Origin of the sequence: Fundidesulfovibrio putealis DSM 16056, assembly GCF_000429325.1 — a bacterium.
GTDB lineage: Bacteria > Desulfobacterota > Desulfovibrionia > Desulfovibrionales > Desulfovibrionaceae > Fundidesulfovibrio > Fundidesulfovibrio putealis.
Genome location: NZ_AUBQ01000016.1, coordinates 93,282 through 116,982, shown reverse-complemented (window position 1 = coordinate 116,982; position 23,701 = coordinate 93,282). Strand labels below are relative to the sequence as shown.

21 protein-coding genes and 2 tRNA genes are annotated in these 23,701 nt (G+C 63.3%); 14 read left to right on the top strand and 9 right to left on the bottom strand.

Going from position 1 to position 23,701, the window contains the following annotated elements; genetic code table 11:
- Positions 1 to 11: 11 nt before the first annotated feature.
- The 6 genes from G453_RS24165 to G453_RS0114090 all read left to right on the top strand — a co-directional run bounded on the left by G453_RS24165 (position 12) and on the right by G453_RS0114090 (position 7,787).
- Positions 12 to 1,478 carry a glycosyltransferase gene (locus G453_RS24165; protein WP_051272433.1) on the top strand — a complete coding sequence of 489 codons (1,467 nt, stop codon included), beginning with the start codon at positions 12 to 14 and terminating at the stop codon, positions 1,476 to 1,478.
- Positions 1,479 to 1,501: 23 nt separating this feature from the next.
- Complete coding sequence (locus G453_RS26450) at positions 1,502 to 2,290, top strand: class I SAM-dependent methyltransferase (RefSeq protein ID WP_027191581.1); 789 nt, start codon at positions 1,502 to 1,504, stop codon at positions 2,288 to 2,290.
- Positions 2,291 to 2,431: 141 nt separating this feature from the next.
- Positions 2,432 to 2,671 carry a hypothetical protein gene (locus G453_RS24155; RefSeq protein ID WP_043645848.1) on the top strand — a complete coding sequence of 80 codons (240 nt, stop codon included), beginning with the start codon at positions 2,432 to 2,434 and terminating at the stop codon, positions 2,669 to 2,671.
- Positions 2,672 to 2,785: 114 nt separating this feature from the next.
- Complete coding sequence (locus tag G453_RS0114100) at positions 2,786 to 4,054, top strand: Nramp family divalent metal transporter (RefSeq protein ID WP_027191580.1); 1,269 nt, start codon at positions 2,786 to 2,788, stop codon at positions 4,052 to 4,054.
- Between the two features lie 73 nt (positions 4,055 to 4,127).
- A complete protein-coding gene (gene uvrA / locus G453_RS0114095) occupies positions 4,128 to 6,881 on the top strand; it encodes an excinuclease ABC subunit UvrA (protein ID WP_027191579.1) in 2,754 nt (917 codons plus the stop codon).
- A gap of 162 nt (positions 6,882 to 7,043) precedes the next feature.
- Positions 7,044 to 7,787 carry a tetratricopeptide repeat protein gene (locus G453_RS0114090; protein WP_027191578.1) on the top strand — a complete coding sequence of 248 codons (744 nt, stop codon included), beginning with the start codon at positions 7,044 to 7,046 and terminating at the stop codon, positions 7,785 to 7,787.
- A 51-nt stretch (positions 7,788 to 7,838) separates the two neighbouring features.
- Here the strand turns inward: G453_RS0114090 and G453_RS0114085 are convergent, their stop codons facing one another.
- The 6 genes from G453_RS0114085 to G453_RS0114060 all read right to left on the bottom strand — a co-directional run bounded on the left by G453_RS0114085 (position 7,839) and on the right by G453_RS0114060 (position 15,416).
- Positions 7,839 to 8,258, bottom strand: coding sequence for a response regulator (locus G453_RS0114085; RefSeq protein ID WP_051272432.1), 420 nt, complete (start codon positions 8,256 to 8,258; stop codon positions 7,839 to 7,841).
- A gap of 5 nt (positions 8,259 to 8,263) precedes the next feature.
- A complete protein-coding gene (locus G453_RS26445; protein WP_051272431.1) occupies positions 8,264 to 10,939 on the bottom strand; it encodes a CHASE4 domain-containing protein in 2,676 nt (891 codons plus the stop codon).
- A gap of 185 nt (positions 10,940 to 11,124) precedes the next feature.
- Positions 11,125 to 12,582: an efflux transporter outer membrane subunit gene (locus G453_RS24145; protein ID WP_051272430.1), complete on the bottom strand. Its 1,458-nt coding sequence runs from the start codon at positions 12,580 to 12,582 to the stop codon at positions 11,125 to 11,127.
- Positions 12,579 to 13,526: an efflux RND transporter periplasmic adaptor subunit gene (locus tag G453_RS0114070; RefSeq protein ID WP_027191576.1), complete on the bottom strand. Its 948-nt coding sequence runs from the start codon at positions 13,524 to 13,526 to the stop codon at positions 12,579 to 12,581. The genes G453_RS24145 and G453_RS0114070 overlap by 4 nt, the downstream gene beginning before the upstream one ends.
- 7 nt (positions 13,527 to 13,533) lie before the next feature.
- Positions 13,534 to 14,238 (bottom strand): ABC transporter ATP-binding protein, encoded by a 705-nt coding sequence (locus G453_RS0114065; RefSeq protein ID WP_027191575.1) that lies wholly within the window; start codon positions 14,236 to 14,238, stop codon positions 13,534 to 13,536.
- Positions 14,239 to 14,252: 14 nt separating this feature from the next.
- Positions 14,253 to 15,416, bottom strand: a complete 1,164-nt coding sequence (locus G453_RS0114060; RefSeq protein WP_027191574.1) for an ABC transporter permease — start codon at positions 15,414 to 15,416, stop codon at positions 14,253 to 14,255.
- Between the two features lie 373 nt (positions 15,417 to 15,789).
- Here G453_RS0114060 and G453_RS26440 point away from each other — a divergent pair, with 373 nt between their 5' ends.
- Positions 15,790 to 16,638 (top strand): FlxA-like family protein, encoded by an 849-nt coding sequence (locus G453_RS26440; protein ID WP_051272428.1) that lies wholly within the window; start codon positions 15,790 to 15,792, stop codon positions 16,636 to 16,638.
- Between the two features lie 190 nt (positions 16,639 to 16,828).
- Here G453_RS26440 and G453_RS28075 read toward each other — a convergent pair whose 3' ends face one another.
- Positions 16,829 to 16,984 carry a hypothetical protein gene (locus G453_RS28075; protein WP_156920939.1) on the bottom strand — a complete coding sequence of 52 codons (156 nt, stop codon included), beginning with the start codon at positions 16,982 to 16,984 and terminating at the stop codon, positions 16,829 to 16,831.
- 119 nt (positions 16,985 to 17,103) lie between these two features.
- The gene (locus G453_RS28470; RefSeq protein ID WP_169725342.1) at positions 17,104 to 17,268 is read right to left on the bottom strand and encodes a hypothetical protein; all 165 of its coding nucleotides are present in this window, start codon (positions 17,266 to 17,268) and stop codon (positions 17,104 to 17,106) included.
- 159 nt (positions 17,269 to 17,427) lie between these two features.
- On the opposite strand from G453_RS28470, the gene G453_RS0114045 reads away from it, so the two are divergent.
- Complete coding sequence (locus G453_RS0114045; RefSeq protein WP_027191573.1) at positions 17,428 to 17,832, top strand: (R)-mandelonitrile lyase; 405 nt, start codon at positions 17,428 to 17,430, stop codon at positions 17,830 to 17,832.
- A gap of 133 nt (positions 17,833 to 17,965) precedes the next feature.
- On the opposite strand, the gene G453_RS0114040 is transcribed toward G453_RS0114045, so the two are convergent.
- A tRNA-Arg gene (locus G453_RS0114040) sits at positions 17,966 to 18,042 on the bottom strand.
- A gap of 253 nt (positions 18,043 to 18,295) precedes the next feature.
- On the opposite strand from G453_RS0114040, the gene G453_RS0114035 reads away from it, so the two are divergent.
- From G453_RS0114035 to G453_RS0114010, 6 genes are all read left to right on the top strand, one after another.
- Positions 18,296 to 19,750 (top strand): DegQ family serine endoprotease, encoded by a 1,455-nt coding sequence (locus G453_RS0114035; protein WP_027191572.1) that lies wholly within the window; start codon positions 18,296 to 18,298, stop codon positions 19,748 to 19,750.
- Positions 19,747 to 20,628, top strand: coding sequence for a 4-(cytidine 5'-diphospho)-2-C-methyl-D-erythritol kinase (ispE, locus tag G453_RS0114030; protein ID WP_027191571.1), 882 nt, complete (start codon positions 19,747 to 19,749; stop codon positions 20,626 to 20,628). Before G453_RS0114035 ends, ispE begins: the two co-directional genes overlap by 4 nt.
- A 12-nt stretch (positions 20,629 to 20,640) precedes the next feature.
- Positions 20,641 to 20,717, top strand: a tRNA-Gln gene (locus G453_RS0114025).
- 21 nt (positions 20,718 to 20,738) lie between these two features.
- Positions 20,739 to 21,695 carry a ribose-phosphate diphosphokinase gene (locus tag G453_RS0114020; RefSeq protein WP_027191570.1) on the top strand — a complete coding sequence of 319 codons (957 nt, stop codon included), beginning with the start codon at positions 20,739 to 20,741 and terminating at the stop codon, positions 21,693 to 21,695.
- Positions 21,696 to 21,729: 34 nt separating this feature from the next.
- Positions 21,730 to 22,329 (top strand): 50S ribosomal protein L25/general stress protein Ctc, encoded by a 600-nt coding sequence (locus tag G453_RS0114015; protein WP_027191569.1) that lies wholly within the window; start codon positions 21,730 to 21,732, stop codon positions 22,327 to 22,329.
- Between the two features lie 190 nt (positions 22,330 to 22,519).
- Positions 22,520 to 23,614, top strand: coding sequence for a linear amide C-N hydrolase (locus G453_RS0114010; protein WP_027191568.1), 1,095 nt, complete (start codon positions 22,520 to 22,522; stop codon positions 23,612 to 23,614).
- The last annotated feature ends 87 nt before the right edge of the window (positions 23,615 to 23,701 follow it).

Below are 23,701 nucleotides of genomic sequence, written 5' to 3'. Positions count from 1 at the left end.
GTGACACCAGAGTGGCATCAACACTTCCCGAAAATATCGTCTGGGGCCCCGCAGCCATCGAGAAAAGCCGTCATGACCGACGCAAGCTCCTCGAGGACAACGCTTGCCGCCGCGAGAAATGGATCTCGGATAACAAATATTATTACGACTACATTTCGCGCCTCATCAAGCACATCATCGTTCCTGGACGATCCGTACTGAACTATCGGTGTGAAACGGGGTTCTTCCTCAACGCCGTGTCGCCTTCCAAGGGAGTAGGAGTGGAGATCAGCCCGGCCATGGTGGACATCGCCAGACAACACTATCCTGGCCTGGATTTCGTATGCGGCGACCCCCAGGATCATCCCGTCCAGGATCCCTTCGACTATGTTTTGCTGAACAACATCTCAGATACCCCGGACGTCCTCCAGGTGCTGAAGAACGCCCGCGAACAGTGCCATTCGCAATCCAGACTGGTGCTGTATACCTACAACTACCTGTGGCAGCCGGTGCTGGAGTGGGCCTCCCGCAAGGGACTGCGCATGCCCACGCTGGAGCCGAACTGGCTCTCCGTGGACGACCTGCGGTGCTTTCTGGGATTGGCCGGGTTCGAGTTGCTGAAAACCTACCGAGTGGTCCTGGCCCCCAAAAAGATTCCGTTCCTGAGCACCCTGGCCAATCGCTATCTGGCGCGGGTTCCCCTATTGTCGCGGCTGTGCATGTCGGTGGTTCTGGTGGCGCGGCCCATTCCCAAACCCGTAGCTCCGTCCGAGGTCACCGTCTCGGTGGTCATTCCCTGCAAGAACGAGCAGGCCAACGTCGCGAGCGCGGTGGAACGAATCCCCCACATGGGCAAGCACACGGAGATCGTGTTCTGCGACGACAAGTCCACTGACGGCACGGGCGAGGAGGTCCTGCGGGTAAGCGCTCTGCACCCTGAAAAGGACATCCGCCTGATTCCTGGCCCAGGAATCTGCAAGGCACAGAATGTCTGGACTGGCTTTCGCGCTGCAAAAGGCGACGTCCTGATGATTCTTGATGGCGATCTCGCCGTCATGCCCGAGGAACTTCCCGGCTTCCTGAACGCGTTGACCGAGGGCCACGGTGAATTCATCAACGGCAGCCGCATGATCTACCCCATGCAGGGCCAAGCCATGAAGTACGCAAACTTCTTTGGCAACAAGGTCTTCAGCATGATGTTCACCCTTCTTTTCGGGCACTACATCAAAGACACGCTCTGCGGAACCAAAGTCCTCTGGCGCAAGGATTTCGAGCGCATTGAGGCCTTCATCGGCACGTGGGGCATTGAGGACCTGTGGGGCGACTTCGACCTGCTCTTCGGGGCCAGCCGCTTACACCTGAAGGTACACGATCTGCCCGTGCACTATCAGGACAGGATATACGGCTCCACAAAAATGAAACGTGTATTCTGGAACGGCTACCGCATGTTGCGCATGTGGTGGGCGGCCTGGAAGACGTTGCGTCAGAGCTATTATTAGTCGTGCCTTGATGTGGAGACCGCATGCTGCGACAGTTCCTAACCCTCCCCCAGGCCAGGGGGGTCGATCTCGACTCCCCAGACACCACCGTCTTGCGACGCGCGATCATCCGGGAAAAGCCGTTCCTTGAACGCCTCTACCGGGAATGGTACACCACACTTCGAGGTGCAGTTCCCGGCGGTCCGGGGGCGGTGCTCGAACTGGGGTCCGGGGCGGGCTTCTTCAAAGAGCACTGCCCTGAATGCATCACTTCCGAAGTGTTCTTCGTGCCACATGTGGATATCGTCTGCGACGGGTGCAGGCTGCCTTTCCCGGATGCCTCGCTCAAGTGCGTGGTGATGACCGACGTATTCCACCACATTCCCAGGATCCGGGATTTCCTCGCCGAGGCCGACCGCTGCATCGCGCCAGGCGGCACCATTGCCATGATTGAACCCTGGGTAACTCCGTGGTCGCGGTTCGTCTGGGGGCGGTTACACCACGAACCGTTCCTTCCCGACGCCACCGACTGGCACTTCCAAGAGCACGGCCCTCTCTCCGGGGCCAACGGAGCACTCCCTTGGATGGTGCTATCGAGGGATGTGCAACAATTCCGGGGGATTCTTCCTAACTGGAACATCGACACGCTTCGCCCTATGATGCCTCTACGTTACCTGCTGTCAGGCGGGGTCTCGCTACGTTGTCTTGTCCCTCAATGGAGCCACAGTATTTGGAGCCTTATTGAGTCCTGCCTATCTCCTGTCATGAAACATACGGCTCTCTTCGCGCACATTGTCTTGCGCAAACAGTCTGATCGTGTTGATCCACTTTGATTCCCCTGCTATTATTCTCAATTGAATGGCTCATAAAATCCCTGCAAGCCGCCCTTCGCTCTTTCGCTGGACAATTTCGCCGCCATCCTGAATATATGGAAGAAATTATACGACGAGAACTTTCATCAAGGAGGAGTATCCATGCCCAAGGAGAACATCCGTAAAGTTCTGGGAGTAACTGCGGCTGTGTTTGCCAGGATGGGGCAGCTTTCCCCGGAGGAGGCGCTTGAGATGAGCGGCCTGGACAAGCAGGCCTTCGACGAAGCCATGCACAAGGCCCGGATGGCCGAAGACGAGTTGAAGGCCGCCAAGAAAGAGCCCAGCTTCTACGACATCGTCTCCAAGGCCGCCGACGAGTACATGAGCGCAGTCAAGAAATAGGGCCGCAGCAATCAACACGCTTGCGAGGGAACGTCCACTGCGGACGACGACGTGCGCCCCCGGCCCCCACGGTTTATCGGGGGCGCACCCTTGATACAGCACAGAAAGGGTCCCATGAATCTTTTCAAAAGCCTCGCCGGACTGTCCGAACAGCACAAGCCGCGCTTCATGGCCTTGGAGATCTGGAAGTATATCGGGCCGGGGCTCCTGGTTACGGTGGGCTTCATCGACCCGGGCAACTGGGCGGCCAACGTGGCCGCAGGGGCCGGGTTCGGCTACAAGCTGTTGTGGATGGTCACGCTGTCCACGGTGATGCTCATCGTGTTGCAGCACAACGCCGCCCACCTGGGCATCGCCACGGGCTTGTGCCTCTCCGAGGGCGCGGCGCACCACCTGCCGGTCCCGGCGGCGCGGTTCGTGCTGGGCACCGCCGTGCTGGCCTCGATCTCCACCGCCCTGGCCGAGCTCCTGGGCGGAGCCATCGCCCTGCGCATGCTGTTCGGCGTGCCGCTATGGCTGGGGGCGCTGCTCACGCTGTGCGTGGTACTCTGGATGCTGTTCGCCAACACCTACCGGCGGCTTGAGAAGTACATCATCGGGTTCGTGTCGCTCATCGGCATATCCTTCGTGTTCGAGCTGTCCATGGTCCACATCGACTGGGGACAGGCCGCGCGCGGCTGGGTGGTCCCGGCCTTCCCGGACGGCTCCATCCCCATCATCATGAGCGTTTTGGGCGCTGTGGTCATGCCCCACAACCTGTTTTTGCACTCGGAGATCATCCAGAGCCGCCAGTGGAACCTGGACAACGACGACATCATCCACCACCAGCTCAAGTACGAGTTCACGGATACGCTGGTGTCCATGCTGGTGGGCTGGGCCATTAACTCTTCCATGATCCTGCTGGCAGCAGCGGCCTTCTATTCAGGCGGGGTGCAGGTGTCGGAGCTGGAGCAGGCCCAGAACATGCTGACCCCGCTGGTGGGCAGCGCGGCGGCCGTGGTCTTCGCCCTGGCGCTGCTGTTCGCGGGCGTGGCCTCCTCGGTGACGGCGGGCATGGCCGGAGGAGCCATCTTCGCGGGCATCTTCAAGGAACCCTACAACATGGGCGACATCCACACCCGCGTGGGCGTGGGCCTCACCCTGATTGTGGCCTATCTCATCATCCTGGTGATCCCCGACGCCTTCCAAGGGCTCATCGTCTCCCAGATCGTGCTGTCCATCCAGCTGCCTTTCACCATCCTGCTGCAACTGTACCTGACGTCGTCCAAAAAGGTGATGGGCAAGTGGGTCAACAAGCGCTCCACTACGATTATCCTGTCTGTGATCGCCGCCGTGGTCATCGGGCTGAACGTGCTGCTGCTGTGGGACACCCTGGGGGGATAGGGACAAAACAGCCGCTTGCATTTCCCCGCCAAAGCCTTATTTGCCCCTTTCGCAGCACTTCCCTGGAGCACCGATGAGCGACACACGAGTCATCCGCATTGAAGGCGCACGCCAGCACAACCTCAAGAACCTCACCCTGGACATCCCTCGCGACCAGCTGGTGGTTGTCTGCGGACCTTCGGGTTCGGGCAAGTCCACCCTGGCCTTCGACATAGTCTACGCCGAGGGGCAGCGCCGCTACGTGGAGTCGCTCTCGGCCTACGCGCGCCAGTTCCTGCCCCAGATGGACAAGCCCCAAGTGGACAAGATCGAAGGGCTGTCCCCGGCCATATCGCTGGAGCAGCAGTCCGCCACCAGAAACCCGCGCTCCACCGTGGGCACGGTCACGGAAATCTACGACTTTCTGCGCGTGTTCTACGCCCGCCTGGGCAAACCCCACTGCCCCCAGTGCGGCCAGCCCATCGCCGCCCAGACCACCGACCAGATCGTGGACGACATCCTGGCCCTGCCCGAGGGGACCAAGTTCCTGGTGCTGGCTCCGCTGGTGGAACACCAGAAGGGCACCCAGGCCGAGAAGCTGAAAAAGCTCAAGTCCCAGGGCTTCGCCCGCGTGCGCGTGAACGGCGAGGTGCTCTCCCTGGAGCCCCTGCCGGAGCTGGACAAGAACAAGCGCCACACCGTGGAACTGGTGGTGGACCGCCTGGTTGCCAAGCCCGACATGCGCACCCGGTTGGCCGACTCCGTGGAGCTGTCCCTGGCCCAGGGGTCGGAGCGCATCATCATCCACGACGTGGACCGCAAGCAGGACCGCACCTTCTCCACCACCTCGGTGTGCAACGCCTGCAAGGTGAGCGTCCCGCCGCCAACGCCCCAGCTCTTCTCGTTCAACAGCCCCCAGGGGGCCTGCCCCACCTGCGCGGGCATCGGCAGCGTGGAGTACTACGAGCCGGACCTGCTGGCCCCCAACAAGGGCCAGTCACTCTCGCAGGGGGCCATCCTGCCCTGGAAGAACGAGCGCGTGTTCGCCCGCTTCCGCGACCAGCTCTCGGGCCTGGGCAAGCGCCACGGGTTCTCGCTCACCACGCCCTTGAAGGAATTTTCGCCGCAAGCCTGGCAGGCCCTGTTCCACGGCGACGCGGACCTGGGCTGGAAGGGTGTGCTGGACATGATGGAGATGGGCCAGGCCATGGGCTCCATCTGGCGCGACGAACTCTCGCGCTTTCGCCAGAGCCGCCCCTGCCCGGTGTGCAACGGAGCGCGCCTGCGCCCGGAGTCGCTGGCCGTGCGCGTGGACGACCTGAACATTTTCCAGTTCTGCTCGCTGCCCATCGAGCGCTCGCTCAAGTGGCTGTCGGAGCGCAGCTTCGACGGAGCCCGCGCGGTGATCGCCGCGCCCCTCACCAAGGAGCTGAACCACCGGCTGAGCTTCCTGGTGAACGTGGGCCTTGATTACCTGAGCCTGGGGCGCAACATGGGCACGCTTTCGGGCGGCGAGGCCCAGCGCATCAGGCTTGCCGGGCAACTCGGGTCCGGCCTCGTAGGCGTGACCTACGTGCTGGACGAGCCCAGCATAGGCCTGCACCCGCGCGACAACGAGCGCCTGCTGGGAACGCTTCGCATGCTGCAGAAGCGCGGCAACACCGTGCTGGTGGTGGAGCACGACGAGGCCACCATCGAAAGCGCGGACCACGTCATCGAGCTTGGCCCCGGTTCCGGCGTTCTGGGCGGCGAGATCGTCTACCAGGGCGACGTGAAGCATCTTCTGGAATCCGACACGCTCACCGGCAAGTACCTGCGCGGCGACCTGTCCATCGAGCGGCCCGAAAAGCGCCGCGAGCCCACCGGTTTCCTGAGCCTCCGGGGCGCGCGCACCAACAACCTGAAGGGTCTGGACGTGGACATCCCCCTGGGCTGCCTGACCTGCGTCACCGGCCCGTCGGGTTCCGGCAAGAGTTCCCTGGTGGTGGACACGCTCTACAAGCACCTAGCGCTGTCGCAGGGCATCAAGGTGGACCTTCCCGGCGTGGTGGACGGCTTCTCCGGGGCGGAGCGCATCGAGAAGATCATCTCCATCGACCAGACCCCCATCGGGCGCACCCCGCGCTCCAACCCGGCCACCTACACCAAGATCTTCGACGAGATCAGGAACATCTACGCCTCGTCGGCGGACGCCAAGAAGCGCGGCTACAAGCCGGGTCGCTTCAGCTTCAACGTGCGCGGCGGGCGCTGCGAGGCCTGCCAGGGTGACGGCGTGATCACCGTGGAGATGCACTTCCTGCCGGACATCCACGTCACCTGCGAGGTGTGCAACGGCAGGCGCTACAACCGCGAGACGCTGGAGGTGCGCTACAAGGGCCTGAACATCGCCGAAGTGCTGGACCTGCCCGTGTCGGACGCGCGCAAGCTGTTCGAGAACTATCCCCCGCTTGCCCGGCGTCTGGAGATTCTGGAGCAGGTGGGCCTGGAGTACGTGCGCTTGGGCCAGCCCGCCACCACGCTCTCCGGCGGCGAGGCGCAGCGCATTAAAATCTCGCGCGAGCTCGGCAAAAGAAGCCTGCCCGGCACGCTCTACATCCTGGACGAGCCCACGACCGGCCTGCACATGCATGAAGTGGGGAAGCTCATTCAGGTGCTGCACCAGCTGGTGGAGCGCGGCGCGACAGTAGTTGTAATCGAGCACAACACCGAGGTGATACTCTCCTCGGACTACGTGTTTGACCTGGGTCCGGGCGGCGGCGAATACGGCGGACGCATCGTCTCGCAAGGCACGCCCGAACAGATCATGGCCGACCCCGAATCGGTCACCGGGAGGTTCCTAACTCCCTAGCGTCCCGAAGGGGAATAGTGTAGGTGATTGAGGAAACGTATTTTTTGCACGTGTTCTGGCCCCTAGGAGAAGCGCTTTACGCCTCCCGGGGGCGTATGGCCCTGTAGGAAAGGCGAGTCAGTCGTTTCGCTTCAACCCTTTTCCATGCAAACTGGATATCTCATGAGCGAAGCGAACGAGTTTCCCACGATTCTTGGGGTCTTCTCCCTGCGCAGGGCCGAAGACGTCGGCACCGGAGCGACCCAGTCGCGCCACACCCAGCTGACCTACTGGTACGCGCGCCAGCTTGACCAGCGCGCCGTGGAGCTTCAGCCCCTGAACGCCTACCACGTGCCCTCCGGCATCCGCAAACAGGCCATCCTGGCAGACTTCCTGAAGTCATACACGCCCGAGCCCCGTTACTACGAAGCCAACACCGTCCCGGCGCTCAAGTCTTTGAAAGCCAAGATAGACCAGGGCGAGAAGTTCTTCTCCATGGGGCTTCTGGACGACGCAGAGAAGGCGTTCCTCAAGGCGCTCATGATCGACGAGGTGAACGTCCCGGCTAACTACGGCCTGGGCGACGTGTACACCGAGAAGAAGGATTTCCTGAAGCTGCGCCGCATCCTGACCGTGCTCATGGGGCTGGACGACGCGTTCTCCACCGAATACCGCCAGAAGCTGAACACCTTCGGCATCAACCTGCGCAAGCAGGGATACCTGGACGAGTCCATCGAATTCTTCAACAAGGCCTTGGAAATACAGAAGAACGACGAGCACATCTATTTCAACCTAGCCCGTGTCCACTACGACAAGGGCGAGTTCGACAAGTGCATCGGCATCCTGAACATCGCCACAACGCTCAATCCGGAATTTGTTGAAGCGCGCAAGTTCATCAGCCATTGCGAGAGAATGACCATCCAGTGAGTGTCTGCCCCGGTGTCCGGGCGGCTGTCATGTTTTTCAAGGACGCGGGTGCTACTTCAGCTTCTGGGACAGGGCTCTTAGGATTTTTTGTTTGAGTTGCGTGCTCTCGATGGGTTTGACCATGAAATCCGTCACCTTGAGCTTCATGGCCTCCACCACCACGCGCTTGTCGGGCATACCGGTGATCATGATGAATGGGGTTTGGGCATAGCGGTCGTCCGAGCGCATCTTCCTCAAGAGTTCCAATCCGTTTACTCCCGGCATCAGCCAGTCCGCCACCACGATGTCCACGGCCTGGCGCTGCATGATCTCCCAGGCCTCTTCCCCATCGCCCGCGGGGATGATGTTCTTAAGGTCAAAGGGCTCCAGTATGCCACTTATGATACCCCGGATGATGGGGGTGTCGTCCACCACCAGGAGATTGGTCTGCCCGAGCAGTTGCCTGAGCTTCTGTATCGATTGCTCGTCCATGAATGCTACCGTCCCGTATTCTCTACTGCGTGCATCACATCCTCGTCGAGCGCGTCGATCTGCGCGAGCAGTGAAGCCATGAAGCTCTCAAGTTCCGCCATCGCCGCCACAGCCGTGGCAATATCCTCGCTCTTCAGGGCCGCCTCCACGCGCCGCGCCGCTCCAACCGCCTCGGCGGCGCCGATGTTTCCCGCAGCCCCTTTCAGGCTGTGGACTTCCCGGAAGGCAGTCTCCAGGTCGCCCTGGGCGATCCGGTCCGCTATGGACGTGCAGGCCGTCCTGAAGTTCTGGGCGAACAGCCTGAACATCCGCGCCAGCAGCGCCTGGTCGCCCCCGAAGATCTCAAGCGCCACGGCGCGGTTCACGCCGTCTGGCACGGGCAGTTCCCACCCGCCGGACGAGCCTGGCAATACAGCGACCAAGCCGCTGTCTAGTCCGGCGTCCGGTCCGTTGTCCGGAGCGGGCCTATTCCCTTCAGCCGTCCCGGCCCATCTCACCAGGGTCTCCAGAAGGACTTTCCTGGCCACGGGCTTGGTCAGGTAATCGTTCATCCCCGCCTCGAGGCAGGTGCTGCGATCCGTGTCGAAGGCTCCCGCGGTCAGGGCGATGATGGGCAGTTCCCGGCAGAAGGGATGGGTGCGAATGGTCCGGGCGGCTTCCACCCCATCCATATCAGGCATGTGCATGTCCATGAGTGCCACGTCAAGCTCCTGGCCTACTGCGGCGAACACGGCCTGCATGCCGTTCTCCGCAAGAATGGCCGTCCCGCCTGCTGATTCGACCATTTCCTTGAATATTTGGCGATTGAAATAATTGTCCTCGGCGATCAGCACAGTCTTCCCAGTGAGGTCCACGGGCCTGTCCAAGCCGGCCTCGCTCGCAGTCAGGCCGGAAGCGGTTTTCAGCAGCAGGGAAAAGAAGAACCGGCTTCCCTGTCCAGGAGCGCTCTCCACCTCCAGATATCCCCCCATGAGGCCAACCAACTCCCGGCTGATGGCGAGCCCCAGGCCCGTGCCACCGAAGCGCCGTGTGGTGGAGCTGTCGGCCTGGGTGAACGCGAAGAAAATCTCCTCACGCGTCTGTGGGTCGATGCCTATGCCGGAGTCCTCCACCTCAAAGCGCACCTCCGCCGAGCCCGGAGCCGCGCAAGCGGTCGTCAGGCGCAGGATCACGCCCCCCTGCGAGGTGAACTTCACGGCGTTGGACGCCAGATTCACCAGCACCTGCCGCAGGCGCAGGCTGTCCCCGGACACCAAGGGAGGTAGGGTCGGGTCCAGATGCACGGCAAACCCGATCTGCTTGGAGTCGGCCAGGGGCTTCACCAACGAAGCCACATCCCCGGCCAGATCCGAAAGGCGCAGCGGGACGATCTCCAACTCCATCTTGCCCGCCTCAATCTTGGAAAAGTCCAGGATGTCCTCGATGAGCCCGCGCAGGTGCGCGGATGCGCCTTTGAGGCCCTCCAGGAATTCCTTCATCTTCCCGGCGGGGCGCTCCCCCTCGGCCAACTCGGCAAAACCAATGACGGCGTTGATAGGCGTTCGGATCTCGTGGCTCATGGTGGCCAGGAAGAGGCTCTTGGCCCGGTTGGCGCTGTCCGCCGCGTCCGAGGCCTCGCGAAGCTTGGCCGCCACGGCCTTGAGCTCCCGGGCGGAGTCCTCCAGCCCCTTGAGCATGCCGTTTATGGAATCGCCAAGCTCGCCGATCTCGTCCGCGCCGGTGGTTTCCACCCTCCCCGAGGGGTCGGACCTGCTGGCGATGTCCATCACTTGCGCGTTCAGCCGCCACAAGCGTCCGAGCACCGTCCGCTCCAGGACCACGGCGAACCCGAAAACGAAGACTATGCCCCCGGCGGCCATGACCGCCAGAAAGTACAGCGTCCCGGCCATGCCTTTGGAGTAGAGCTGGCGGCCCATCTCGATGCGCCAGATGCCCATGGGCACGCCCCGCATATCCAGGGCCAGCCGCAGCCCTTCCACGGCCTCGGACGAGAGGGGCTGCACAACGGTCCGCCCTTCCCAGGCCGCCGCGCCGCCGGGCATGTGCTTCAAGTTCAGCCAGGAGACTTCCAGCAGGGTGAGACGGCTCAGAAGCGCTATTTCCTCAGCCCCGAGCAGGCGGCCCATAATGATAACGCCTCTGGGCGGCCCCTTGGCCTCGCTGGTGAGCACAGGCTTCACAACCAGCATGAGCGGCCCTTCCGGAGTCAGCAGAAGGCCCTTGCACCCGGCAGGATCGCCCTGGGCGGAATCGCCGCCCAGAAGTCCGCCGCCGGTCAGCAGCTCCAGCCACCCCTCCGGGATGTCCGTCAGTTTCTTCTCCTCCAGGTCGTAGCCCTGGGAAAAGAGGATACGGCCACGCGCATCGGCCAGCACCACCATGTTGAGCTTCAGGTTCTGGAAGGTGGCCTCCACGAAATTGGCCTGGACGTAAGCGTCGGTGGGCGCATCCAGATAGGCGTAGGTGTCGTCCCAGTTGCCGTAATCCTTGGCCACGGCCAGCATGGCATCGAGCAAGCCGCCCACGGCGGCCTGAATGCGGTCCATGTTCAGGGCCACCTCGTCCTTTTCCAACTGGGCGAAACGCTCAACAAGGATGACCTTGGCCCCGCCCAGCAGAAAGGCCAGGACGCCAAGGGAGGTCAGCGCAAAAAGCAGGAGCACCTTGCGGCGGATGCTCATGCGGGCGTGGGGCTGATGATCGTGGGAGAAGTCAATTTTTTCATGCGTACACGCTACAGTGTTTGCGCATGAAGTAAACGGGAAATGACGGTAAGCGCAAGATGCCGCCGGATAGTCTGACCCCCCTCTCCAGCAGGACATGCGCGGCCCCGGACAGGTGCACTGCCAGCCTGCGGCTGCAGCGTTCAGCGTTGCGCGGTCCGCTGATACGGCAGGTCCGGGCAATCCCATCCGCCGCCCACGGACTTGTACAGCGTCACCAGATTCTTCAAGAGGCTTGCGCTGGATGAACAGGCGCTCTCCTGGGCCTCGAACAGGCTCTTCTCGGCGGACAGCACGTCCAAAAAGCTGGTCAGCCCCTTGGTGTAGCGCTCCCTGGCCAGCCCCAGGGCCTCTTCGTTGGCCTGGATGGCCAGATTGAGGCTTTCCTTCCTCTGCTTCTCCGCCGATATGGCCACCAGGGCGTTGGCCACTTCCTCCAGGGCCGTCAGGTAGGAGGCCCGGTACTTGGCCAAAGCCTCGTCATACACGGCCTGCTTCCTGGCCACGCCCGCGCTCGACTTGCCCGCGTCGAACACCGGGGCAGCCACGGCGGGAATCAGGCTCCAGTACCAGTTGGCCAGTCCGAGAAACGAATTCAGCACGTTGCCTTGCAGGCCAAGCCCCATGGTCAGGTCAAAAGACGGATACTGCGCGGCGGCGGCCACGCCGATGTTGGCAGACGCCACGGCCAGTTGCCGCTCCACCTTGCGCAGGTCAGGCCGACGATCCAGCAGCTCGGACGGGAGCCCCACGGCGTAGGCCGCCTCGGGCGCAGGCAGGGGCCGCGAGGGCGACAGCCGCTGCGTGAGGGCTCCGGGGTCGCGCCCCAGCAGCACGCCCAGACGATGGATGGCCTTGCGCGCGGCGGCCTCGTAGGTGGGGATGGCGGCTTGGGTGGAGGCCAGCTGCGCCTGGGCCTGGGACACGTCCAGGTGGCTGGTCAGCCCTACGCGGTAGCGCTCGCGCGTCACGTCCGCGTTGTGCTGCTGCGACTGCGCCGACGCCTTGGCGATGGCCAGGCGCTGCTGGTATTCCCGAAGCTCCACGTAGCTTGCGGCCACGTCGCCCAGAAGCGTCAGCACCGTGGCGCGCACGTCTTCCACGCTGGCGTCCAGGCTGGCGCGCGAAGCCTCGCGCTGGCGGCGCAGGCCGCCGAACACGTCCAGCTCCCAGGAGACGTCGAAGCCAGCCTTGTACAGGGTGTTGGGAGAAGCCGGTTCCATGGACGAAGAGTCGGCATTATCCGCCGTGGCGCGCTGATCGGTGTAGGCGGTGGCGCTCTGGCCGGACGCGTTCAGCATGGGCAGCGCGGCTGCCCTGGCGATGGTCACGTCGGCGCGGGCCTGAGCGATGCGGGCCTGGGCCTGGGCCACGTCCAGGTTGGCTCGCGCGGCCTCGACCATCAGTTCGTCCAGCACCGGGTCCCCGAAGGCCTTCCACCAGCCAGCCAACTCCAGACCTGGAGCCGCCTTCGCCGGTAGGTTGCCGCCTTCAAATCCGGCCGGGGCGTCCAGCTGCGGACGCCGGTAATCCGGCCCCACGCTGACGCAACCGGCGAGTGCGAACGCCGTGAGCGCGGCCAATGCCGCGAGGCGCTTCACGACTTGCCTCCGGCAGGCGTCTCGATGAACACGTCCACCTGCTGCCCCACGAAGGCGGGCAGGTCGCTCCCGGCGAAGCTGTAGATCACCTGGAGCACGCGGGTGTCCACGCGCTCGGTGCTGCTGCCGGTGAGCGATGTCTTGGGCAATATGTAGGGTTCCACCCGCTCGTAGGACAGGTTCGTCTTGAGGTCGCGCTGTCCCCGCAGCGAGGCCACGGCCCGGCTGCCCTTGACGAAGCGCCAGGCGTCGTTCTCGTCGATGTCCACGCGCACGTGCAGCCTGTCCAGGTTCCCCAGGCGCATGAGCGGCGTGCTCAAAACGCCCGTGGCCGCGAACTCGCCGGGACGTATGTTCACCTGGAGCACCTCGCAGTCGATGGGAGCCCGCACCGTGAGCCGCTCCAGGGTGGTCCTGGCGGCGTCCAGCTCGGCCTCGGCAGCCAGAACGGCGGCCTTGGCGCTCTCCACCTTGGCCTTGGCCAGCTCCTCGGCGTTGCGTCGCTTCTCCACCTCGTCCTGGCTTACGGCCCTGCGGTCGGTGACGCTCTTCACGATGGCGAACTGGGTGCGGTAGTCCTTCAGGCTGGCCGTGGCCTCGGTGAGCGCCCCCCTGGCCTTTGCCGCGTTGGCCCGCTTCACGGCGATCTCCGCCAGGGTTTCACGGTCGTCGATCTGAAAGAGCGGCTGGCCCGCCCTCACCTTGTCGCCCGCCTGGACGAACACCTTGGACACGATTCCGGCCACGGAGGCGCCCAGGGAGATGTTGTTGGAGCTGGCCTCCACGATGCCCGCCCCGCCGATGTAGGTCTCGAAGGGGGCGGCTGCGGGCTGGGCCACAGGCTGGGCCACGGGGGCGGGCTTGCGGGCGATCAGGGCGGAGGACACTGCCAGGAGAAAGCCCAGGATTGCCAGGGCCGGAAGGATCTTGTTGCGTATATGCACGGTATTCTCACGTCTCTGCATGCGTCACGGATTCGATGCGCCCGTCGTCCATGTGGGCCATCCGATCGGCATAGTTGAAGATGCGCTGGTCGTGGGTGACGATGATGAGACTCTTGCCGTCGCCCACCACCAGGTTTTTGAGCATTTCCATGATGACTGCACCGGTCTTGTGGTCCAGGGCGCTGGTGGGTTCGTCGCACACCACCAGCCTGGGGCGGTGCACCACGGCCCTGGCGATGGCCACGCGCTGCTGCTGGCCGCCGGAGAGATCAAGGGGCTTTGCGTCGCAGCGGTCGCCAAGGCCAACCCCGGCCAGGCACTCGCGGGCGCGCTCCAGGGCCAGGGGGCGGGGCACCCCGTTTATGAGCAGCGGCACAGCCACGTTCTGGGCCACGCTCAGCGTGGGGACCAGGTTGAAGGCCTGGAACACGAAGCCGATGGTCTGGCCCCGCAGGCGCGAGAGCTCGCGCTTGTCCAGGCTGGACACGTCCTGCCCGAAGAGGCGGCATTCGCCCTCGTCGGGAGTGATTATCCCGGCGATAACCGAGATGAGCGTGGTCTTGCCGCAGCCCGAAGGCCCCACCAGCATGACCAGCTCCCCCGGAGGCACGTCCAGGTCCACGCCGCGAAGCGCCTGGGTGCGGGCCGCGCCAACTCCGAAAGACTTGGTGACGCCCCGGCAGCGTACCGCCGGATACTCGGGAGTATTCATGTATGAATCCATGATCAGCCCTTGAGCACGACGCCCGGTTCCAGCGTGAGCACCTTGCGCAGGCTGATGCACGCGGCCCCCAGCACCATGACGAACACAGCCGCGCCACACCCGGCCAGGAGCTGCCAGTTGAGCAGCAGCGACGGCCCGCCGCTCCCCTTGGTGCTCATGGCGAAGGCTGCGCTGGCTCCCGCGCCGATGCCGAAACCCACGGAGCCTACCAGCGCCGCCTGGAGCAGCACCATGCCGATCAACAGCTTGTCTGAAGCGCCCATGGCCTTGAACACGCCGAAATAGCGCAGATTTTCCATGGTGAAGTTGTAGAACAGCTGGCCCGTTACCGCTGCGCCCACCACGAAACCGATGAGCACCACGAAACCGAAGTTGACCAGGATGTTTGAGTGGCGCAGGAAATTGTCCAGGGACTTCTGCTTGAACTCGTCCGCCGTATAGGCCGCGAGCCCGGTGTCCCGGGTGATGCGCCGGGCCACGTCCGGCGCGGGTTCGTCGGTCTTGGCCTTGACCAGGATGAAGGTGAGCATCTTGCGCTCGCTCAGGGCGTAGTTCTTGGCGCGCGTGTAGGTGGTGTACAGCGTGGGCCGCGAGTCGAAGGCCTGGCTGGCCTTGGCGATGCCCACCACGCGGGCGGTCTTCTCGTTCACCTCGAAGGTGTCGCCCACCCGGATGGGAGTCAGGTCATGCCCTGGCCCGCCTGGTCCGCCCGCCATGCGCCCGCTGGCGCTGTTCTCGTCCAGGATCACGGCGTCGGGCTGTCGCAGGTCCTCAAGGCTGCCCTGCACCATGACGGCGGGGCCGCCGATCAGGGTGGAATCGTCCAGGCCCAGAAGCTGGATGTTCACGGTCTCGCCCCCGGCCAGAAGGGCCTTCTGCCCGCCCTTGTAGAAGGGCACGGCCCACTCCACCCCCTGCACGCCCCGCACCCGGTAGAGCTGGGTGTCCAGCATGGGTTTGGAGTCGTCTATCATCTCCACCTTGGGGTCCATGACCCAGATGTCGGGCAGGCCCACGTCGGAGACCACCCCGTAGATGTGGGTGAGCATGGAGAGCAGGATGCCGGGCTGCTGGATCATGATGAGCGAGGCCAGGGCGATGCCGGTGATGATGCCCAGATACTTGGTCTTGTCTTCGAGAAGCATTTTCAAGGCTATATACAACATACTTGTCCTTACTTGCAGGCCTGACGCGCTGAAATGCGGCTCTGCGAGGGAGTGCAGGCGCGTCCTGTAGCCGCCGGGAGCTCTTCGGCCCCACCTGGCGGACTCAAGTTGGAGAAGGCGCGTTGGCAGAAAGTTACAACTTCCGCGGATATTCCTTCCAGGATCATGCGAATGCCTGAAAACGCCCTCTACGGCGGAGCCTCACTTTTTTTTCAAGCTGACTGTAACTTTTCGGCAATATAAAGCCTCTAGACATATTATCCATGCAACTTGGCGATACAATCATACAATTTCTCTGCATTATTTCGCATCAGGCCTAATGCTGAACAACATTTAGCCGATACGAACAGCAACACATCCACAGGAGCGACCCATGTCCACCATCAGCTCGACGGGCTCTGCATACGGAACGCTTTCCACCTATCAACTGCTGACCAGTTCGGCTCAGGCCCAGGAGACGAGCCAGACCCAGGCGACTGATACGGCAACCGGCTCCGTGACCTCCAAAGACACGGATCAGGCCAAGGTCTCGCAGTTCGGACAGCTGATGAGCAAGCTCCAGCAGATGTCCACCTCGGACCCGCAAGCCTTCACAGCCACCGCCCAGACCATCGCAGGGAACCTGGCCCAGAGCGCGCAGGAGGCCACCGACCCAGGACAGAAGGCAGCCTTCACCTACATGGCCGACAAATTCGCCGAAGCCGCCGAAACCGGCGACATGGAAAGCCTCAAGGACATCGCCTCGGGACCGCCCTCCCTGGCCACGGCGCAGGCGTCGGGCGGATCGTCCGGCAGCGACACGGTGACCATCTCCACCGAGGGCAAGGATCTGGCCTCGCAGGACAACTCGACCAGCTCAGATGGTTCCAGCTCCTCGGGCACGTCAGGTGGTTCAGGAGATTCGGCTGAGTCCGGCAGCACCGGGGAGGCCTCGTCTTCTTCCGGCTCGGTCAAGTCCGGGGCCGCCAGCGGCGGGAGCAGCTCCAGCAGCAGCACCGAGGACACCGTCGAGGAGATCGAGGAGCAGATCGAGGAGATGGAGCAGAAGATCAGGGAGATGGAGAAGAAGGTCCAGCAGGCCGAACAGCAGGCCAAGGCCGACGCATCCAAGATGGACAAGGTGAAGAACCTGAACACCCAGCTGGCCGACCTGAACTCGCAACTGGCTCAGTTGCAGACCGAGAAGCTGGAAGCCCAGGAAAACAGCAGCAGTTCAAGCTGAACGGGCAGCCAGGCGCCAAGCTTCGGCACCGTGTCCGGCCTGCGCGCTCGAGACAGAGAAAGACAGGCAATGCAAAAACAAGGGGCCTGCCCATTGCGGCAGAGCCCCTTTTCGTCATCTTCGAGAACACAACGGCACGGTCAGTCCGGAACATCGCGCGGCGCGACACTCCCGACCCGGCGAAGCCCGGTCAGTGCGTGGTCGTGTTGAGCGCCCCCATCAGCTCGGCCATGTTGTGCCCGGCCTGCATGGAGAGCTGCGCGGCCTTGGGCAGCGGAACGCCCACATCGCGCAGGATGGCGCGGGCCTCGCTCCAGTCGTTGCGCCAGATGGCGTCGAGCAGCATCAGATAGCGGGTGAGCGCAGAGACAAAAAAAACGCCCCGTCCCGGTTGAGGGACGAGGCGCGGTCGGAAGGCTGTTTCTGAAACCAAGGCTGGGAACTGTTCGTTCCGATTTCCAAATTTCAGTTCTTACTTTGAGATGCCGATGCTTCCAGTTTGCTGCGCCTCAGGCTCCGGTAGCGCCCGGTGACGGTCACTCCGTCTGGTTTGCCGGGGATCATGGGCTTGTCGCCCATGCTTTCGCGGCCTCTGGTTGCGCTACGCCTGACGCCTGCTGATCTGGTCATCCAACTTGCCCAATGGAACTCCCTCCGTTGAGGTTGCTCGAATCGCCAGCGACACACTCTTTAAGTAAGCAGTGAACGGGCGTTGTCCAGTGCCGGAAGATATGAGAAGAAAGCCGAAACTTGGCGGTGAAACCGCACACTCTCAAAGGGGATTCTGGAATGGAGATCAAGAGAGCAGGTTCACAGGCATCCACTGTCGGCCTCGCCGAACGGTATACCGGAGCAGTGCGCATCGACCCGCTGATCCTCGAGGCAAACGACCCGTCCAGAGTGACTGCCACCATCGTCACCTTCGAACCGGGCGCCAGGACGGTCTGGCACCGCCACCCTCTCGGGCAGACCCTGATCGTGACCGCTGGCTGCGGCCTGGTGCAGCGCCTGGGCGGGCCTGTGGAAGTTATCCGCCCCGGAGACATGGTCTGGATCGAGCCCGGCGAAAAGCACTGGCACGGCGCAACGCCCACGACAGCCATGACCCATATAGCCGTGCAGGAGCAGCTGGACGGCAAGACCGCCGACTGGCTTGAAATGGTCCCCGAGGAGGAGTACCGCGCCCCGGCGTGACCGGGAACCGTGTCACGGCGTGGCCAGGGCGCGAGCTAGGAGCGCACGGACACACAATCCGAATCGGGACGCAAAAAGCGCCCACACGAAAAAGGGCTTGCAGCGTCAAACTGCAAGCCCTTGATTTCCATCATGGTGGTCCCGACAAGATTCGAACTTGTGGCCTACCGCTTAGGAGGCGGTCGCTCTATCCACCTGAGCTACGGGACCATGCGCGAGGGCGTTCTTCATATAGAGCGGCCCGCCTAAGGTCAAGAGGGACGCGCCACGCGCATGCCGGGCTCTCGCCGAGGGCGCTTCCGTCCAACTCCATCATGTCCGCGTCACGCGGCATTTCCCGGAGAGCCCCGCTGCGGGCCGCATCCCAGCCCCCTGCTCCTGGGCGGTTTACTTTCCGTTCAAGACGATTATAGTGCCGCCTCGCGGGTGTGTCGCAAGCCCCGCCCAACCCCAGGAGACCCTCATGCCTCGCGCTCTTTCCGCACGCCTGACCGCCGCTTTCACCACCGCCTGCGCACTGTGCTGCCTGCTCTCGTCCGCGCCCGCGCAGGCCCGCGTGAACCTTCCCGATTTCGCAGACCTGGCCGACAAGGCCGGGGCCGCCGTGGTCAACCTGAGCACCACGCGCGCCGTGAAAAACCAGGACAAGCTGCGCGACTTCTTCAAGAACCACCCGCGCAGCGGCCCATTCGAGGAATTCTTCGACCAGTTCGAGCGCCAGTTCAAGGAAGACTCCCCCTCGCGCCGTCAGCGCTCCATGGGCTCCGGGTTCATCATCTCCAAGGACGGCTACATCGTCACCAACAACCACGTGGTGGAAGAGGCCGACGAGATAAAGGTCCAGCTGCGCGGCCAGGACAAGCCCCTCACGGCCAAGGTGGTCGGGCGCGACCCCGAGATCGACCTGGCCGTGGTCAAGATCGACAACGGCGGGGACCTCCCCTTCCTGGAATTCGGCGACTCCGACGCCATGCGCGTGGGCTCCTGGGTCATGGCCATCGGCAACCCCTTCGGCCTGCAGAACACCGTCACGGCGGGAATCGTCAGCGCCAAAGGCCGGGTGATCGGGGCCGGACCTTTCGACAACTTCATCCAGACCGACGCGTCCATCAACCCCGGCAACTCCGGCGGTCCGCTCCTGGACCTGGACGGCAAGGTCATAGGCATCAACACGGCCATCATCGCCAGCGGCCAGGGCATCGGCTTCGCCATCCCCTCCAACACTGCCAAGGCCGTCATCGCCGACCTGCGCGACCAGAAGGAAGTGAAGCGCGGCTGGCTTGGCGTCTCCATCCAGGATGTGGACGAGAACACCGCCAAGGCGCTTGGCCTCCCCGACCCCAAGGGCGCGCTCGTCACCACGGTGATGGAGGGCGAACCTGCGGCCAAGGCCGGGGTGCTGGTGGGCGACGTGATCCTGGAGGTGGGCGGACAGCCCGTGAAGGACGCCAACGGCCTGCTGCGCGCCATCGCCTCCATCAAGCCCGGCGGCAAGGCCGAGCTGTCCGTGTGGCGCAAAGGCAAGGCCGTGAAGCTCACTGTGGTGCTCGGCCAGCGCGACACCGCCAAGCTGGGCCAGCCTCAGCCGGGCGGCCCAGGCTCCAAGGAAGAGGAACCGGCCCGCAACGAACTGGGTCTGGCGCTTCGCCCCCTGAAGTCCGAGGAGTCCCGCGCGCTGGGCGTGGCTGCGGGCAAGGGCCTGGTGGTCACCGAGATCGCCCCCGGCTCTCCCGCCGACGAGGCGGAACTCAAGCCCGGCGACGTGATCCTGGAAGCCAACCAGAACCCGGTGAACTCCCTGGCGCAGTTCAACGAGGTCCTGAGCCAGGACGCCCGCAAGAAGGGCGTGGTGCTGCTCCTGGTCAAACGCGGCCAGCAGACCCTGTTCCGTTCCGTGCCGCTGCTTGAAAAAAAATGAGCAAAACGCCTCGCGCAACACTTCGCATTGGCTGCAAGGTCAACCTGTTTCTGGAGATCACCGGGGTCCGCGAGAACGGGTATCACGAACTGGAGTCGCTCTTTTATCCCGTGTCCGAACCGCACGACACCCTGGAGTTGGACCGGGCGGACGACTCGCAGGGGCTGGTTCTGACCTGTTCGGACAAGGCCCTGGAGTGCCCGTCCAATCTGGTTGCCAGGGCCTACGAGGCCTTCGCGGCCGCGTCAGGCTGGCGTCCGGGGCTTCGCGCGCATCTGACCAAGTCCATCCCTTCGGGGGCGGGGCTTGGCGGCGGCAGCGCGGACGCTGCGGCACTTCTTGGCTGGCTGAACGCCAACGCGGGCGGCAAGGCGCTTGGCGAACCGGAACTTTCCGCCCTGGCCGCGAAACTGGGCGCGGACGTGCCGTTTTTCCTGCTGAACCGCCCGGCCTGGGCCACGGGAATCGGGGAAATACTTGAGCCTGCGCAGTGCGATCTGGCAGGGTTGACCATGCTCGTGGCCGTGCCTTCCGGGCGGGTCAACACAGCCTGGGCCTACGCCGAATGGGACCTGCTCCACGCGGCCCAGGCGGGCAAAGGATTCACAGGCCCCTTGACAAGACTCTGCCCTACGACTATGCGGCCTTTTTGCGTTTCCGGCACGTTCACAGCCAACAGCTTCGAGCCTGTCGTGTTCAGTCATTATCCTGCGGTCCGCCTCCTCAAGGAAAGGCTGCTGGCTCTGGGCGCGGCGGCGGCTGGCATGAGCGGATCGGGATCGGCGGTGTTCGGAATCTTCCGGCATGCCGCCTGGGCGGACGCCGCCGCTTCGGTCCTGGATGGACCCGATACGGCGGTCTTTTCTGCGCGTCTGTGAAGTTTTTTTTGTTGGGGAGTCGCCAAGTTGGTTAAGGCACGGGGTTTTGGTCCCCGCATTCGAGGGTTCGAATCCTTCCTCCCCAGCCACTTTTTTCATACGGGACACCTATGGCAACCCATGGTGATTTGAAGATTCTCACCGGGAACGCAAACCCGGAACTGGCCAGAGCCATCTGCGACCATCTGGGCTGCACCCTGCTGCCTTCCATGGTCAGCAAGTTCTCCGACGGCGAGATCCGGGTCGAGATCGGAGCCAACGTCCGTGGTTCGGACGTCTTCGTCATTCAGCCCACGTCCAATCCGGTGAACTTCCACCTGATGGAGCTGTGCCTGATCCTGGACGCCCTCAAGCGCGCCAGCGCCTCGCGAGTTACCGCCGTGGTGCCCTACTACGGCTACTCCCGCCAGGACCGCAAAGTGGTGCCGCGCGCGCCCATTAGCGCCAAGCTGGTGGCGGACTTCCTCCAGGTGGCTGGCATGCACCGCCTGCTCACCGTGGACCTGCACGCAGGCCAGATCCAGGGTTTCTTCAACGGTCCCGTGGACAACCTGTACGCTTCGGGCATCCTGGCCGAGTACGTGGGCTCCACCGTCCAGGGCGAGCTCACGGTGGTCTCCCCCGACGCGGGCGGCGTGGAGCGCGCCCGCAGCTTCGCCAAGCGCCTGGGCTGCGGACTGGCCATCGTGGACAAGCGCCGCGACGCCCCCAACCAGGCCAAGGCCATGCACGTGATCGGCAACGTGGAAGGCAAGACCTGCGTGCTGGTGGACGACATGATCGACACCGCCGGAACCATGGTCCAGGGCGCGCACGTGCTGCTGGAGAACGGCGCCAAGGAAGTGATGGCCTGCGTCACCCACCCGGTGCTTTCCGGCCCGGCCATCGAGCGGCTGTGCAACTCGCCCTTCTCCCAGGTGCTGGTGACCAACACCATCCCGCTCAGCCCCGAGGGAATGGCCTGCCCGAAAATCAAGGTGTTGTCCGTGGCCGGGCTTCTGGCCAAGGCCATCCACAACATCCACACCGAATCTTCGGTGAGCGTCCTCTTTAACAAGATCAGCTAGTCCTCGACGCGAGGCTACACCAAGGAGATATCCCATGAAGGAACAATTCAGCCTCAACGTGCAGGAACGCGCCGAGAGAGGCAAAGGCCCCAACCGCCGCCTGCGCGAGCAGAAACTTGTCCCGGGCGTCTACTATGACGACAAGGGTCTGAACATCCCCGTGGTGGTGGCCGACCTGCCCTTCCGCAAGATTCTCCAGAAGGTCGGCAAGTCCCGCGTGTTCGATCTGAACATCGAGATGGACGGCAAGGTCGTGACCCATCCCAGCCTGATCTGGGTGGTGCAGAACCACCCCTGGAAGAACCAGGTGGACCACGTGGACTTCTACGGCGTCGACCCCACCAAGCCCATCCACGTCAACGTGGCCATCGAGATCGTGGGCAAGGCCAAGGGCGTCACCGTGGGCGGCAAGCTGGAGATCTACCGCGAGGCCATGGAAGTGGTGTGTCTGCCCGCCGCCATCCCCCACAAGATCGTCATCGACGTGACCGAGCTGAACATGAACCAGCACATCAACGTCAAGGACGTGGTCATGCCCGAGGGCGTAAAGGCCGTGTACGAGCAGTCCTACGCCATCGTCGGCGTCATCAACCCGGCAGCCGAGACCGCCGAGGAAGAAGCCAAGGCCAAATAGGCTTTCGCAAGCATGCGCTCCCATGGCCGGGGCTGCCCTTTGGGCGGCCCCGGCTTTTTTTTGTTGCCTCGGACGCAGATTGACGCCTTGAACTGTACATGCGATTCTATTTACAGGCCGGTCGAGCGAACGGCTCATTTCCAGGCCCTTACCTGCCCCCAACAGCACGCGCAAAACCGAGGCAAGCACCATGCAGAAGCAGTTTCAAGTTCTCCTGGCCGCAGCCCTGTTCGTCCTCTTTCTCTGCGAACGCCCCATGGCCTGCACCACATTTGTCTTCAAGGACGACTCCGGAAACCTCATCTTCGGGAAAAATCTCGACTACAGCGCAGGCAGCGCCCACGTCACCGTCAACAAGCGTAACGTCTCCAAGACGTCGCGCATCGCCTCCCCCGAGGTCGCCACGTCCTGGACATCGAAGTTCGGAAGCGTCACCTTCGACATGCTGGGCAAGGAGTTCGCTCAGGGAGGCATGAACGAGGCGGGCCTGGTGATCGAGTCGCTCCTCGTGCCGCAGGGCAAGTATGCCGAGAAAGACGATAGGCCGGGCCTCATCATGCAGCAGTGGGTCCAGTACCACATGGACAACTCGGCCACGGTGGCGGATGTCGTCGCCAGCGACGCTGCGGTCAGGATGTCCTTTCTCTACCCCAGGGTGGTTCACTTCCTGGTGGCCGACCGGCTGGGCAACGTCGCGGTTATCGAGTTCATCGACGGCAAGATGAGGCACTACACCGGCAAGGACCTCCCCTTCCCTGTGCTCACCAACAGCCCGTACGAGGCATCCGCCGCGTTCGCCAGGGATAATCCTGGAGAGGCGAAAGCTCCGTTCGACGGCAATCCGTTCGAGAACTCGCTGCCGAGATTCGCGCGCGCCAACAAGATGGTCCGGGACTGGAAAGGGAGCGGCGACCCTGTCGCGTATGCGTATTCGATCCTGACCGACACCAGGCTGGACGGCGACAAGTGGGGTTCGCGCTGGAGCATCGTGTACGACATCAAAAACATGATGATCCATTACAAGACCGCGACAAATCAGAACACCAGAACTGTGGACATGAAGGTGTTCGACTACGCATGCGATTCCGAGGCGCTGTTCATCGACATCGAATCGCCCGTGAAGGGCAAAGCCGACTTTTCCGTATATAGCACGCAGGCCAACAAGGACCTGATCGAGAAGTCCTTCAACAGCATTCCTGGTCTTCGCGACATCGCTTCAGCCGAACGCGACGCCAGGGCGGCCTATCCCGACAGCGTCCGGTGCGCCGGCAAGCCGACCCAATAGACAGACCATCCCGACGACGGCCGGAGAATGAAACACTTCGCCCCCATGCCGGGGCCGCCCTGTGGGCGGCCCCGGCATCTTTGTCCC